This window comes from Thermodesulfobium sp., from assembly GCF_053498235.1.
In genome coordinates this window covers 1-14875 of record NZ_JBRCUV010000060.1, presented here as the reverse complement: position 1 = coordinate 14875, position 14875 = coordinate 1, and the positions used below count along the sequence as shown (strand labels likewise).

The following is a 14875-nucleotide window of genomic DNA, read 5'->3' as shown; positions in this document are numbered from 1 at the left end:
TTTAAAGAATCTAAATACCTAACGATGTTTTTCTTCGTATGCCAGTCTTCATCTTCATAAAAAATATTCTCGGTATAACGGGCATAATAGTCAGGGACTCTCAAAAATGAGTATTTTTTGATTAAATCATCAATTTCCTTTGTATGACTTATCGGAAAAAGTATATCCACAGAAAAAAGATTCATTAATTGCTCAGCGAATTTGGAATTTGTTGATACCGGAATAATCGGATTATAAATTCCGCCCCAGAGCAAGGTATTTATCCCGGCGGCTTTAACTAAGTCGTCAATTGAACCATCCCGAACCAAAAAACCAATTCTAACAGGCCTATATTTAATTGAAAGATTGATAGAAGCCATAGTATGTAGTATATCAACTTATAAAAAATTTTCTACTCTTTTTGTCACCTCATCTAAAAGTTGTTCTGCCTCTTTGCGTAAGGAAAAAGATTGCTTTACTAACTAAGCTATATCTTCTTGTTTCTGTTTTAGGATGATTGGGACCAATAAATCTCCAAAAACACTTTTAGGGACGGCTTCCATAATTGCACCTGCTGTTTTCTGTTCTAATTGTTTCTTCATAATTTCTGATCTAAAAAGCAAAAATAAAAATTCATTTAAATAATTTTTCTGAATTAATAACAAAAAACCCGTGCTTGCCACTTCTCTATTCAGCTCTTGTAGTATTATCCCAATATTATCTAGCGAGCCGGAAAGTGAAACTACTAGTACGTCACCGCTTCTTACTGCCATTTGTGCTCTGCTTGGTGCTTCATAGCCATATAGCTCATTAAAACTTTCGATTTCTCCGGTCGAAGAATTAATGTCTGCAAGCTCAACATATTTTATCCTCTTTGTAAGCTTTGCTCTTGGATTGACTTTTTTGGCAAAATTCCCATTTCAGTAAAAGTAGATTTTATCTCTTTTATATATTTTGGTTTTTTAAAGCAATGATAATGTAATGTTTCTATAACTCGTAAATCATTTTCAACATCCTCATCAAATTTTCTCTTATATTTATCTTTTATCCAGTTGAAATGGAAAATATCTTGCTCCTCTGGCGATAAGCTGTGCCTCACCCATTGTAGTATTACCGGGTTTATACTTACCGCGAATCCAACTTCCATCTCTTGTATCATATAACCGTACAATATCAAAAAGATTAAGCACATCCCAGCCTTCATTGAGCATGTTTACCGCAAAAATCGCTCTAATTTCATTATTCTTGCTTTCAAGAGAATTAAGTTTTAACTGCCTTTCTCCATCAACATTTTGAGAATCCAAAAGCATAACTTTTTCTTCAGAAAAATCCCCCTGCAGTTCTTTAATTAAATTATCAAAAGAGATATTTTCTTTCTGAAAATAATTAAATGCCCATTCTAAACTTGTGCCTTTTGCTCGTGAATGTATTTTCTCAATATCTTTCAAAGATAATTCTTCTATTTTCGTCAAAAAGTCATCGTAATTTTCTTTTGACTCTTTTATGGTTTTGGACTTGAAAAGAAGTACCGGCTTCAAGTGTAAATTATATTTTTCAGCAATTTTTCTTGTAAAAAAGTAATTATGCTCTGTAATTCTTTAAATTTTTCCCGCTCTTCCAAAAGCCTTTTTTCATTGATAGTATAGCCTTTAATTAAATGTTCTTTTAATATCTTTGTTGCCCAGATACGGAATTGAGTCGCCTCTTAAGAATTTACACGATATCCAACAGAGATAATGGCATCTAAATTATAGAATTGTGTTTTGTAAGTTTTTTCACCTGCTGCAGTATGTTCAAAAATGGAACTAACTGAATTTTTATTCAACTCTCCTGACTTAAAGATATTGTTAAGATGCTTTGTTATCGCTGGTCTTTGCGTGCCAAATTGAATTAAAAGTTTCGTAGAGCATAATTATAACTCTTTAAAATACTTCATATCTTTATACTGATTCTCATAAGTAGATATTAAAAACTCAGATAAAGTTTTAGTGGCATTAACAACTAAAATAGCCATAGATTTCTCTACTTTATATTGTTCCTCTATCTTTCCATGACGATCGCCAAGTTTGTTACTAATCCCCGCAATCCCATTTACTACAGACAACATTCCGCCTAATACTTGTTTAGTATTTTCCTCTATCTTTTTATCTATAGACAAATTGAGTATTTTTGAAATATTTTTATACAATTTAGTGAGATCGCCATCAAAACTAAAATCTTTTCCTGTTGTCTCCCTATAAATATAAAGTAAAATTGTCTCTAACAATGCTCTCGCATTAGTAATGGCTCTAGAATCGTCGCCTTCAGTAATTTTTGCATCACATTTATTAAGGTTTTCTTTTATAAACTCGTTGTCAATTTTTTGAACTTTACCTGCTTCTATAAGATTATTATCAAGAAATAAAATTTTTAGTTTTTTATTTCGTAATACTATCTTAAAGCCATCAAATTCAAGGTATTTATTGGTCTTCTCTAGAAGTTCATTTAACTGATTTTCTTCCTCAACATAATTCACTGGTGATAGGTAAGATTTCAAAACTTCATCTATCCTGCCTTGCTCATTTAATTCTTCTAACTTCTGTTCAACATACTCCCCTCTTGAAGGAAAACCCTGACCATATTCATCACTGAATCCTAAATTATTATTAAAAAAATCAACAAGTTTAGGACCACTTTTATACTTTTAAAATCCACCATCACCAGTTATCATATCTCTTAAAAATTCTCTTGTTTTTTGTGATACTTTCATGATTAAAATCAATACTCACAAACCTCTTTGTTTATTTTTTTATCCTCTTCACCTACTCCATACTTCTTTGCTAATAAGACGCTCATCTTTTTGGAGTAATGATTTTAAACTGTCTAATAAGTTTTCCATAGTTTTACCTCATAAATCGTCAATGCTAACGCCTAAAGCATCAGCTATTTTTTTAACGGTTTCAACTCTAGGGTCTGGCGTTGCCCCAGATTCAATTTTTGTTATTGTATGCAAGGTAATGCCAGCAAGTTTTGATAACTTGTCTGATGAAAGTTGCATCTGGTCGGGGCGAGTGGACTTGAACCACCGACCTCTCCCACCCCAAAGGAGTGCGCTACCCCTGCGCTACGCCCCGACGAAGTACTATTATAAATTAAATTAACTGTAGATGCAATAAAAAACTAGTTTAACTTAGAAGTCCAATATTATATTTGATTTATTGCTGTTAACTTCCAGTTAATTGAATCCTCTGAGACAAAGCTCCAAAGCTCATGAAAATCAACTAGTTCATCTTTGCCCCTAACAATATTACCATCTCTATCAATATCGTAATCCATCATTGTAGCCTCAATCTTATAGGTTAAATATATAGTTTTATCCTCTGCCCAGGCATCTACCAACTCCATTCTCTTAACTGAAATATTCTTTATGACGTTAGTAACATCCCTCTTGTTTAGTTCTTCAATCTGTTTCTGAAAGTTAAGAAATACTTCATCAGAAGTAAAATTTTTCAACGTTTCAACATCCTTTTCTGACCACGCCCTTTGAACCTCCAAAAATATATTCTTAAGTTTATGCCTTACATCTTCTTCAGAAAAAGATGGGAACAACTTCTCAATTTCACTTAAACCATTATCAACGTCCATCTTTGCCTGAACTGAACCCAAATCCACTACCTGGACAAGTTTACTATCTGCAACATCCTTATCATAACCATATAAATTATTCTGAGACGTTCTTCTTTTCATAAAGAAATTAATCAAATAAATTACCAAAATCAAAATAATTAAAATAAGGAAAAAACCTGCTATCGAACTATTTGGTCCACTAAATCCAAATAAGCTACCCAAAATAGAAAATAAAGCCATACCAGCCAGAGCACCAGCTAAACCGCCGAAAAAGTTCCTCAAAAAGGAGGGTTGATTTTGAGAACTTGATTTCTGATTATAGTTTGGGTTAGTAGGAACTGTAGACTTAGGTGTATTTAGGTTTGGATTTACGTATTTACTTCCTCCCGAATAACTATGTGTTCCTGTGCTGCCAAAACTTTTACCGCCACCAGCTTTGGAAAAGGCAGTTTCTACATTGAATATTAGTAAAACAAAACATAATAAAAGTGATAACATTAAAATTTTTTTAAACAATTTTAACCTCCATTAAATTTTTATTGTATAATCTAAAATATGAAAAGGATGAGAAGGCAAAAAATTACAAGAGCTCATATTACGTACTATTTAATACTTTTTATTCTAGCAACTATAGTATTGTGGCCTGTATATTGGATATGGGCTATACCTCCCTTTTTGCCAGCCATTTTGGTTGTAATCTTTGGCCCCTCTTATGAAGAGTTTATCCACACATATAATAAATTTTTTAAAAGAGATAACACAAGAAAAACTTAAATTTCGCTCGCTACATTTACTAGCTTATTAAAAAGCAAAAAACCATAGTTTCTGTTAATCTTATAAGGATGATGAGTTAATATAAAATTCCTTTCCGGATGTGGCATCAACCCTAATATTCTACCAGATCTATCGGTTATACCTGCAATTCCCGCTTTTGAATCGTTTGGATTATATTTATCATAAGTAAAAACAACCTGTTTGTTTTCAAAAATCTTTTCCAAAACATCCGACTTAGCATAAAATCTTCCTTCAGCATGCGCTATTGGTAACTCAATCTCGGTCAATTCTTTCGGAATGAAGATACATCTATTTTCTAAAACCTTTAAATTTACCCATTCACACTGAAATTCTCCAGAAGTGTTATAGGTTAGGGTAACGTTTTGTTTGAAATCTCCATCCTCAAGTCCCGGTAAAATTCCAGTCTTGACTAGTACCTGGAAACCATTGCAGATTCCTACAATTAAAAGTTTTTTATTGCTCTCTACAATATCTTTAAAAATTTTCGAAAATTCTACAGCCATAATCTTTCCTGCTGATATATAATCTCCATATGTAAAGCCACCTGGTAAAATTAAGATTCTATAATCGTTGAACTTGACTTCTTTTTTGAGAATTTTATTAATGTGGAATAAATCAACATCAGCACCACTGTTTTCTAGCGCTAGCACAGTTTCTGTATCACAGTTTGTACCAGAAGCCCTTAAGATAATGGCTTTGGGTTTTTTACCAAAAGCTACATTCGGAACTGAAAAAGGTGTTCTACTGAAAGAATGAGGGATTTTTTTCTTCAAATAATCTGGCAAAAGCGGACTTCTCCAAGATTCCTTAAGTGCATATATGTTTTCTTTAACTATTGTTTCTCCAGACAAACCCCTTATTGTAAGGTATGGCTCTTCACAAGTCTTGCCAATTTCAGAAAATACACAACCCTCTAAAATCTCTTCAAATTTTTTTTGGTTTTCAGGTTTAACTTCTACTAAAAATCTGCCGTTTGATTCAGAAAATAAAATAATTTCATCTTTATCTACCGAATCATCACATACAACATTCTTAAGATCAATTCTTGCACCAAAATTTCCTGAAAAACTCATTTCACATATACATACAGCCAAACCACCATCAGAAAGGTCATGGCAAGAGCTTACCAAACCAAGCTCAATAGCCTTCGAAAGTCTTTTCATTAACAAAAGTGAGTCATTTGCCCTAACCCTTGGTACTATCCCATCATAAGAGTCAAACATTATTTTCATAAATTGTGAGCTTCCTAACTCATTATAGGTTTTGCCTAACAGATAAACTATATTACCTGAACCTTTAAAATCTGAAGTTATAGTTTTCTCCACGTCCTTAACGATTGCAATAGCAGATATTAATAAAGTAGGTGGAACAGATATTACCTTATCATGATAAGTAAACTCGTTGTAAAGACTATCTTTACCGGATATAAAAGGAACTTCAAATGCTAATGAAAAATCATGACAAGCTTTAACTGACTGATAAAGACTCCAAACATTTTCAGGCTTTTTAGGAGATCCCCAAGCAAAATTGTCCAATACAGCAGCCTGAGTTATATCAGCCCCAACGCATACAAGCTGCCTAAGTGCCTCTTCAATTGCAGAAGCGCTCATCCAATACGGGTCCTTTAAACCATAAAAGGGATTAATGCCATTTGAAATTGCAAAACCCCTTTTGTCATTCCAAAAGGGTCGTAAAACAGCTGCATCAGAAGGTCCATCTCTATATAATCCCACTAAGGGTTTTATTACGCTCATTCCCTGAACTTCAAAATCATATCCTGAAATAAATTTTTCTTTAGAACAAATATTGTAAGAAGATAACAGTTTATGAAAAGCTTCAGAAAAATTTGTTACTCTTACGTTATAATCTATATTTTGAGGAAGTAAATTTGGCTTCTTTGCCAAGATTTTCTTTCTAGCTTCTTTCCAACCACTGAACAAAAAATCATTAGATAGGTTTGCTACTTCAAAATTTTCGTAATAAAGTTTTAATCTCTTATCATTGGTAAACTTTCCAATAACTGTAGCCTCAACATCTTCAGATTCAAAAATTTTCAATACTTCTTTTATATCCTTTTCGGCAATAGCCAAAACCATTCTTTCCTGAGATTCTGAAATCCATATTTCAAAATAATTTAAACCTTGATACTTCAAAGGAACCTTATCAAGATAAACCTCCACTCCGGTTTCCTCTCCCATTTCTCCCACTGCGCTTGAGAGCCCACCACCGCCACAATCAGTAATTCTTTTTATATATCCCATATCGCGTACTTTTAGTATTGTATCTATGAGTTTTTTCTCAGTAAACGGATCGCCTATTTGAACAGCGCCTGACGAAACTACCTCAGATTCCTCCGAGAGCTCCAAAGATGCAAAATTTACACCGTGTATACCATCTCTACCTGTTCTTCCGCCAACCAACAAAATAAGATCGCCTGATTTCTGCCTACCCTTAAGAGCATACTTCCTTGGTACAATTCCTACAGAACCACAAAAAACTAAAGGATTTCCTAAATAGTCATCATGAAACAAAACTGCCCCATTTACAGTAGGAACGCCAATTCTGTTTCCATAATCCCTAACCCCCCTAAAAACTCCCTCTAAAATTCTTTTTGGATGTAAAGTACCTTTAGGCAGTTCCTCATGTGCAATATCGATATTTCCAAAACAAAATATATCAGTATTCGCAATAGGTTTTGCAGACAGACCCGTCCCCATAATGTCTCTTACTACACCACCAATACCAGTAGCAGCTCCCCCATATGGTTCTAAAGCTGATGGATGATTGTGCGTTTCTACTTTAAAGCATAGGCACCAATCGTCATTAAAACTTATAACACCTGAATTGTCATCAAAAACAGAAACCAAATATGGTTTTGTCGATTTCAATTTATCAGTAGCGCCTTTAATTAAAGAAAACATGGGAGGTAAGATCTCTGTATCTAACTCAACCTCAGACTTAAAAGTCTTGTGAATACAGTGCTCAGACCAACTTTGAGCAATAGTTTCCAATTCTACGTCTGTTGGGTCTCTACCTTCATTTACAAAATAATTTTTTATAATTTTCATTTCATTTAAATCAAGGCTTAGGCTTCTTTTTATAGATAACTGTTGCAACTCTTGATCCGTTAAATTTCTTATTGGTATTACAATTTTTTTAAACTTAAATGAAGGCAAATCTAATATGATTTTTTCTTTACCCTTTACAACATGTTGTATTAATTTATTCATCAAAACTTTTTCGCAAATCTTCGAAATATCCTTTTTAGATATTGACTCTCCTGTAAAAATATATCTTTTTGAAGTCCTACAAGCCTTCACATTACTAAATCCAAGAGCTTTTATTCCTCTCTTTATTGGTTCTTCAGCCGGATCCATAACTCCAGGATTAAATGTTATTTCTACATCTTCTCCCTTTTTCTCTTGCTTGCCTAAGAAATAGGTCTCTACTACCGGATCGATCAACAAATTCTTTGCAATATACTCTATCTCATTTTGCTGCAAGTTTCCCTCAATATTATAAACTCTTGCGATCTTAACATCGTGAACGCTTTCTATACCAATCGATACAATTTGCCGCAGCACACCTTCTGCTTCTGCATCAAATACTCCATCCTTAAACCAAACCTCAACTCTATACAAGGATTAACCCCCTAAAGTTTTTAATAAAATTGTAAAAAATAACATTTCATTTTCTACTTTATAACCACACATATGTTTATTTTAACATTTTAACAGAACAAACAACAAAGCGCTCAATTCCGGACAAATCCTTGAAAATAGAACAAACAAATCCTTTGGCTTCACCTATCTCAACAACCTCATGCGCTTGATTAAATCCCACCTCAAATATGCAACTTCCCTCAGAATTCAAATAGTTTTTTGCTTTTAATAAGATCTTTTCATAAAATAATAAACCTTTGTTTTCGGTAAAAAGAGCAATTTTAGGTTCAAAATAAATTTCTTCGCTAATCAAAGAAAGCTTTGTATTATTTAAGTCAATATATGGAGGATTAGAAATTATAATGTCAAATTTCATAATCTCTTTAGGAAATAGATCAGCACGTTCAAAGAATACTCTATTTTCTAAATTATTTTGTTTTGCGTTCTCTTTAGCAACTTCTATTGCTTTTTCAGAAATATCTGTAGCAAAACAAATAGAATCTTTAATTTCTTTTACTAAAGATAAGGCAATTGCACCAGAACCTGTGCCTATATCCAGAAATAATCTTGCCTGAGGAAAGAATTTTTTTACTATATCAATTATTTCTTCTGTTTCATTTCGAGGTATTAGAACACTTTCATTAACTTTTAATTTCAAAAGCCTAAATTGTTTATAACCCATAATGTATTCAAGGGGCTTATTTTTTAACCTTAATTCTACAGCTTCATAAACTAAATTTAACTTATCTATATCAACTTCTATATCATCAAGCAGGTAAAAATCTTTCATCTCTATAGATAAAAAGTGTGAAAGGATAATTCTTGCTTCTTGCAGCGGATTGCTAGCTCTTTTTTTTAACAATCTTGAAATTTCCTTTGCTACTTGCGTTAAATTGATCTTTTTCTTTTTTACAAACTTTTCATTCATGTTATAATCATTTTAAACCAAAAATAAAAATCTGTGTAGGATCAACTAGTATGCCAAAGCTCTATAAAAGAAGAAAGCGACTTCTCTCTGATGAAGTTTACGAAAAATTAAAAAAATACATATTTCTTGGAAAAATAAAAGTTGGAGAACTTGAAACAGAACGAGGACTTGCTGAAAGATTTAACATGAGCCGAACACCAATAAGAGAAGCTATTTTGCGATTAGAAAAGGAGGGCTTGGTAACTGTAATTCCACGAGAAGGCATATTAATTGGTAGTTTGAATAGATTTGATTTAAAAGAAATCTTTGAAATTAGAAGGCTTTTAGAAAACTTTTCAGCAGAAAAATTAGCAAGAATAAAATCAGATTTAGATTTGAACAAGCTCGAGAAAATAATAATAAATTCAAGAAAGAAGATAATAAAGAAAAATTATGTCGGATTTGTTGATCTGGACAGAGAATTTCATAGCACTATTGCAAACCTTACTAAAAATAGATATATTTTAAGGTTTTTAGAGGATATTAGAGACGTTATGAACCTATCCGGAATAAAGGCTCTAACAAAATCCTGGGATTATGAACAAGTTATAAAAGAGCATACTGACATATTAGATGCTATAAAGAAAAAGGATCCCATATCTGCAAAAAAAGCAATGGATAGGCACTTAATTAACACTTTTAAAGCAATGATTAAGATTTTGCCAAAGGTAGAAGGTTAATCCTTAATCAAAGTACTTCGCTAAGTACTTTTGTTAACCCTTCAGTCAAATTTAGTTTTGTAATTTCTTCCTTTGAAAAAAAGCGTGCATCGCACGCATCGTCATTTGCCTTTAAAAAACCAGCAGAGTATCTCAACAGATACAGCAAAATTACATAATGATAACCTATTTTATCTTCTTGAAGATCAATCTTCTCATAAACAGTAAGAAGTTTTACAACTTCGACAATAAGCGATGTTTCTTCAAAAAATTCCCTTTTAATCGCTTCACTAAGTTTCTCTCCTTTTTCTACCACTCCACCTGGCAATGACCACCGCCCAATTGAAGGAGGACTCTTTCTCTTAACCAGAAGCACTTTATCTTCTTTCAACAACAAACCGCTAACAGCAAGGATAGGAAATGGATATTTTCTTCTATCCATATTCAAAACTTCATAGGTCTTAATCTGGATGATATAAACATGCCAATCTCAAAAAGTATCATCAAAGGAATAAACATAACGCCCTGAGAAAGAAGATCTGGAGGACTTATAAAACCAATAAACAAAAAAATTAAAATATAAAAAAATTTTCTTACTCTTTTTAAAGTTTGATAAGAAACAATGTCTAATAATACCAACAAAGACAAAACTAAGGGTAATTGAAACATAAGACCAAAAAAGACTATAGTTAAAAAATAAAATGAAATAAACTTAGAAACTGCAAGTTTTGGAATAGCAAAACTTGTGGTATGAAATACAAAAAAGTGTAAAACAAAAGGCAAAATTACCTTCACAGAAAAAAATGCACCAATAAAAAACAATAGAACAATTACAGGCATCCATCGCTTTACAAACTTCTGTTCATTTTCATAAAGACCAGGAGCAAGAAACCACCATACGCTATAAAATATGATAGGTGACATAATTATAAAACCTAGTATCATAGAAAGCTTTAAGTCAGTAGTAAACATTTCAAGCGGGGAAAAATAAACAAGAGTCCCATTTGGAAGACTTGAGCTAATAAAGGCTAAAACTTTATCCTTAAAGAACCAGGCTATTATTATTCCCAAAAACCATGAGCCCAAACCAATTATCAAGGTTTTTCTTAGATCGCTAAGATGTTCTACTAAACTCATCTCTTTTTCGTTCATAGCTTAACTGAGAACACCTCCTTATAAACAGGACCTTCGGGTAATAGTATGCTTTGGAATAAACTAATCTTATCTAAAACAGACTCTGTTCTCTTCTTCCCTTGAAAAGAAATAGGAAAAACATCATTACCTATTAACGGCTCTTTAAATCTAACCAACGTTAAATGGGGTTTAAATTTTCTCTTCTCCATGCTAAAGCCCAAATCACTCATTTTAAGATCAATATTTTTAAAAATGTTTTCAAATTCACTGTCTTTTTCATAAATTTTCAGGTAAGCAAGTTTTGGATCTCGCCTTGATGGAATATAACCAATTTCATTTGACAAGAAAAAATTGAATTGTTTAATGCCGTCAAGCGATTCAAAAAGTTTTTCTGAAATCAGCTGAACATCCAGCCTCGTTTCCCCTAAAAATTTAAAAGTAATATGATAATTTCTGTAGTCAACAATTTTATGTTTTTTAAAAATTTCACAATTTACTACATTAAGATATATTTCTTGAGCATCCTTATGATGAACTTTATAAGCAATAAACAATCTCATACCTTACTAATAACTCCTAGAAAATTTGCCAAAGCAAATGAAGATGTTCTTTTTTGAATAAATCTCCTATCCCCCTTAAAAACCTTTTCAAAGGAGTACGCCTTATCTCCCACAATAGATATGTATGATTGACCAACCCTATCTCCTTCAGGTCCTGCATAACAAACTACACCAATAGACCAATCACTTTGAAAGATCTCTTTTGATGCCCTAGCAATAGAAAGTGCAGCCTCAGGCGAAACAGGATCTCCAGAGAAACCACATAATTTCTTCTTTGAATCACTACTATAAGTAACAATAGTCCCCAAGTAAACACTGCTTATTCCCTTTACAGCAGCAAGTCTAGACGATAGCAAACCTCCAGTGCATGACTCTGCAACGCTTAAAGTTTGATTTTTCTTTTTAAGAATTTTATATATTTCTGTCTCAAAATTTGAACGTGTAACTCCAGAATAATAAAGAGAATCTCTAAAAATCCCCTTTAATCTTTTGTCCCAATATCTAGCTTTTTTATCAGAATTAGTTTTTAAAATAAGTAACACTTCGCTATCTAAACCCAATATTGTTAGTAAAACTTCATAGTCATTTAATAATTCAGGTGGAAGTTGTTTTTCAACAGATCTCTCAAATCTTAACAACAAATGATAGAAATATATGTATAAACTATCTTTAGTTTCTAAAAAGAGTTTTTCTAAAATTTCACCAAGCAAATAATCAAATTCTGCTGGAACTCCAGGAAGAAGTATTATTTTTTTATCATTAAAATTGACTATTAAACCTGGAGCAAGACCAACTTTATTTTGAAAAACTTGTGAACCCTTAATAGTGTATGCCATCTTTTCAGGCAAATCTAAATTTTTTTCAAGAGGTAATTTTGTAAAATTCGAAACAGCTTCCCTCGTAATATCATCAAACGTATTGCCCAGACCACCAGAAACAAAAATATAATCGTAATATTCACAAAGATATTGAACTTGCGCTGAAATTACAGCAAGATCGTCTGGAACTACAATAATCGTCTCTATTTCATGTCCATAGTTTTCAAGTTTCGAAGAAAGAATACTTGAATTCGTTTCTGAAATTGCACCAGCTGTCAACTCTGAACCTACACACAAAAGTGCAACTTTCACTGTATTATTTCTCCCTCTAATTTAAATCCATTATTTTTAGTTACCAATATTCTAACAAAGTCACCAATTTCTACGCTCTTATTGCCTTTAAATCTTATACATGAATCAATATCTGGAGCCTCCATAAAACTTCTTCCAACATTATACCTATTAAGATCGTTTTCAACTAAAACTATAAAACTCTTTCCTATTAAACTTTTACGCCACTTTAAAGTAATATCCTGTTGGATATCTCTCGCAATTTTTAACCTTCTTCTCTTTTCAGAATAACTTACTTGGTTATCTAAATAATACGAAGCAGTATCCTCTTCCCGTGAGTATGAAAAGAAACCAGCCCAATTGAGATTCGCTTTTTGAAGAAATTTAATTAGTTTATAAAATTCAGCCTCATCTTCTCCAGGATGACCTATTATAAATGTAGATCTTATTACAGAATCTGGAATAATATCTCTTATTCTATCTATAAGTCTCAAAAACTTATCGCTATCAGAATTTCTTTTCATAAGACTTAAAACCTTTTCGCCAGCATGCTGTAACGGAATGTCAAAATAAGGTAAGATCTTTCCTGATTTTGAAATAAATTTTATTATATCTTCATTTAGAAGATCTGGATAAAGATAGAGCAATCTGATCCAATTAATTTCTTCAATATTTTCAAGATCTTCTAATAGCTTCAGCAAAGAATCTCCCCTATCCAACCCATAATAAGTAACGTCCTGTGCAACTAGCACGATCTCCTTTTTCCCTTTTTGAGCAAGATCTCTTGCCTGATTTATTAAAAATTTTCTATCATAACTAAAATAGCTACCTCTAATCTTTGGAATTAAACAATAAGAGCATTTGCGTGAACATCCCTCTGCAATTTTAAGATATTCAAAAGGTCTTTCAGAAAAAAAGGTTCTTTTGCTATCAGTAAAACAAACTTCATTTTCAAAATTGTAATAAACTTTATTGTTATCCAAAAAATCAAAAATTCTTTCATTAAAATCTCTTCCTGGCTCTAAAAAAGCGCTAACTTCAGGAAATAGTTCAATAAGAGAAGCTTTATATAATGAAACCAAACAACCACCAACAATAATTTTATATTTAAAACTCTCTTTATTTAAACCGAATTCTAAAATTGTTGAAATAGCTTCTTGTCTTGCTTTTTTAACAAAAGAACAGGTATTTATAAAAATATAATCAGCTAAATTTAAATCAAACGTTAAAAAACATCCATAACTCTCAAATTTACCTAATACATACTGTAAATCTACTTCATTTTTTGGACATCCTAAAGAAACTGGTAAAATATATCTTTTCCTCTTCATTCGGTTAGTTCTACAACTTCTCCTACATTTCCTGCTTTAAACCAGTTTTTCCCATCCTTCGAAATTTCAACTCCACCTGCATTACCTAACTTTATGTCAAGAGTGTCATTGGTGCTAAACACCTTCTCTTCACCAGGATTTATAATACCCTCAAACAGAATTTTATTTTGTGTCTGATCTTTAACTAATACCCAAGATTTGCCAGTAAATTTCATATAAATAATCTTTTGAGAATTATTATTAGGTTCATTATTTGTAGGTTCTTGTGTAACAACCTTATTAGGCAATTTACTTACAATTGGACTTTTTTTAGTAACTACCTGATGAATAAAGTATATCGACATTATAAAAACTAAAACTATTAAAACAAAAGTTATTATGTACCTAATTGATTTAATTTTTCTTTCCTTTAATATTTTTTCTCTTTTTTCTTTTGATTTTGATAAAATATCAGTTTCATGAACAACAACATCCTTTTTTTCCTGAACAAACTCATCAAAAGATTTTAAGAGTATATCTGGATCTACATCTAGCTCCCTAGCAACAATTTTTATATAGCCTTTAGAAATCGAATAAGGTGGAAATTTTTCTTTCTCTCCCTTTTCAAATATCTTTAAATAGTAGGAAAATATTTTAGATTGTTCAGCCAACTCTTCAATAGACATATTCCTTTGTTCTCTCATGTTCCTAAGCAATTCTGGAAAATCTAAATGATTTGACATATTTAGCTCCTCAAATTTAGATCTTCAATAGGTGGCAATTCTTCCAAAGAGTTCAAACCAAAAAAGTCAAAAAACTTGTTACTTACACCAAAAAGGGGCTGTTTTATAGGAGCATTATTAAATGATACAATTTTAATAAAGCCATCTTCGAATAGCTTCATAACTTGTTTTTCGCTTCTAAGTCCTCTTATTTTTGATACACCGCTCGCACTTATTGGCTGATTGTATGCAATTATAGCTAAAACCTCCAACATAGGTTTAGATAATCTTTCTTTCTCCTTATCGCATAAAATAAACTCCTTAAACTCTGGTTTAACGCCAAAAAAATATCCTTTTGAATTACAGTATATC

The 14875-nt window shown here is 32.0% G+C and carries 16 protein-coding genes, 1 tRNA gene and 1 pseudogene; 1 reads left to right on the top strand and 17 read right to left on the bottom strand.

The annotated features are described in order from the left end of the window. The 10 genes and pseudogenes from ACWIUX_RS08550 to prmC form a co-directional block, all read right to left on the bottom strand. Positions 1 to 359: hypothetical protein (locus tag ACWIUX_RS08550; protein WP_448590307.1), on the bottom strand; the 359-nt coding region annotated here is incomplete at its 3' end. Positions 360 to 461: 102 nt separating this feature from the next. Further along, positions 462 to 752: a hypothetical protein gene (locus ACWIUX_RS08545; RefSeq protein ID WP_448590306.1), complete on the bottom strand. Its 291-nt coding sequence runs from the start codon at positions 750 to 752 to the stop codon at positions 462 to 464. 264 nt (positions 753 to 1016) lie between these two features. Beyond that, positions 1017 to 1427 (bottom strand): hypothetical protein, encoded by a 411-nt coding sequence (locus ACWIUX_RS08540; RefSeq protein WP_448590305.1) that lies wholly within the window; start codon positions 1425 to 1427, stop codon positions 1017 to 1019. Between the two features lie 128 nt (positions 1428 to 1555). Further along, positions 1556 to 1864 (bottom strand): annotated as a pseudogene (gene rhuM, locus ACWIUX_RS08535) (RhuM family protein); the annotation flags it as partial. 27 nt (positions 1865 to 1891) lie between these two features. Next, the gene (locus tag ACWIUX_RS08530; RefSeq protein ID WP_448590304.1) at positions 1892 to 2515 is read right to left on the bottom strand and encodes an abortive infection family protein; all 624 of its coding nucleotides are present in this window, start codon (positions 2513 to 2515) and stop codon (positions 1892 to 1894) included. A gap of 351 nt (positions 2516 to 2866) precedes the next feature. Then, entirely contained in the window at positions 2867 to 3016 is a 150-nt protein-coding gene (locus ACWIUX_RS08525; protein ID WP_448590303.1) for a helix-turn-helix transcriptional regulator, read from the bottom strand. A 1-nt stretch (position 3017) separates the two neighbouring features. After that, positions 3018 to 3092: transfer RNA gene (locus ACWIUX_RS08520), tRNA-Pro, on the bottom strand. Positions 3093 to 3162: 70 nt separating this feature from the next. Beyond that, positions 3163 to 4101, bottom strand: coding sequence for a Tim44 domain-containing protein (locus ACWIUX_RS08515; RefSeq protein WP_448590302.1), 939 nt, complete (start codon positions 4099 to 4101; stop codon positions 3163 to 3165). Positions 4102 to 4355: 254 nt separating this feature from the next. Next, positions 4356 to 8021, bottom strand: a complete 3666-nt coding sequence (purL, locus tag ACWIUX_RS08510; protein WP_448590301.1) for a phosphoribosylformylglycinamidine synthase subunit PurL — start codon at positions 8019 to 8021, stop codon at positions 4356 to 4358. A 76-nt stretch (positions 8022 to 8097) separates the two neighbouring features. Further along, the gene (gene prmC, locus ACWIUX_RS08505; protein ID WP_448590300.1) at positions 8098 to 8970 is read right to left on the bottom strand and encodes a peptide chain release factor N(5)-glutamine methyltransferase; all 873 of its coding nucleotides are present in this window, start codon (positions 8968 to 8970) and stop codon (positions 8098 to 8100) included. 50 nt (positions 8971 to 9020) lie between these two features. Here prmC and ACWIUX_RS08500 point away from each other — a divergent pair, with 50 nt between their 5' ends. Then, positions 9021 to 9689, top strand: a complete 669-nt coding sequence (locus ACWIUX_RS08500) for a GntR family transcriptional regulator (RefSeq protein ID WP_448590299.1) — start codon at positions 9021 to 9023, stop codon at positions 9687 to 9689. Between the two features lie 7 nt (positions 9690 to 9696). On the opposite strand, the gene ACWIUX_RS08495 is transcribed toward ACWIUX_RS08500, so the two are convergent. The 7 genes from ACWIUX_RS08495 to scpB all read right to left on the bottom strand — a co-directional run. Continuing rightward, positions 9697 to 10110: an NUDIX hydrolase gene (locus ACWIUX_RS08495; RefSeq protein ID WP_448590298.1), complete on the bottom strand. Its 414-nt coding sequence runs from the start codon at positions 10108 to 10110 to the stop codon at positions 9697 to 9699. 2 nt (positions 10111 to 10112) lie between these two features. Beyond that, positions 10113 to 10820 carry a twin-arginine translocase subunit TatC gene (tatC, locus tag ACWIUX_RS08490; RefSeq protein ID WP_448590297.1) on the bottom strand — a complete coding sequence of 236 codons (708 nt, stop codon included), beginning with the start codon at positions 10818 to 10820 and terminating at the stop codon, positions 10113 to 10115. Continuing rightward, positions 10817 to 11362 carry an RNA 2',3'-cyclic phosphodiesterase gene (gene thpR, locus ACWIUX_RS08485; protein ID WP_448590296.1) on the bottom strand — a complete coding sequence of 182 codons (546 nt, stop codon included), beginning with the start codon at positions 11360 to 11362 and terminating at the stop codon, positions 10817 to 10819. The genes tatC and thpR overlap by 4 nt, the downstream gene beginning before the upstream one ends. Further along, positions 11359 to 12492 (bottom strand): nicotinamide-nucleotide amidohydrolase family protein, encoded by a 1134-nt coding sequence (locus tag ACWIUX_RS08480; RefSeq protein WP_448590295.1) that lies wholly within the window; start codon positions 12490 to 12492, stop codon positions 11359 to 11361. Before ACWIUX_RS08480 ends, thpR begins: the two co-directional genes overlap by 4 nt. After that, complete coding sequence (gene rimO, locus ACWIUX_RS08475; protein WP_448590294.1) at positions 12489 to 13802, bottom strand: 30S ribosomal protein S12 methylthiotransferase RimO; 1314 nt, start codon at positions 13800 to 13802, stop codon at positions 12489 to 12491. The genes ACWIUX_RS08480 and rimO overlap by 4 nt, the downstream gene beginning before the upstream one ends. Beyond that, the gene (locus tag ACWIUX_RS08470; RefSeq protein ID WP_448590293.1) at positions 13799 to 14524 is read right to left on the bottom strand and encodes a helix-turn-helix domain-containing protein; all 726 of its coding nucleotides are present in this window, start codon (positions 14522 to 14524) and stop codon (positions 13799 to 13801) included. The genes rimO and ACWIUX_RS08470 overlap by 4 nt, the downstream gene beginning before the upstream one ends. Before the next feature lie 2 nt (positions 14525 to 14526). After that, positions 14527 to 14875, bottom strand: a 349-nt coding sequence (scpB, locus tag ACWIUX_RS08465; RefSeq protein ID WP_448590292.1) for an SMC-Scp complex subunit ScpB, incomplete at its 5' end; no start/stop codon positions are given.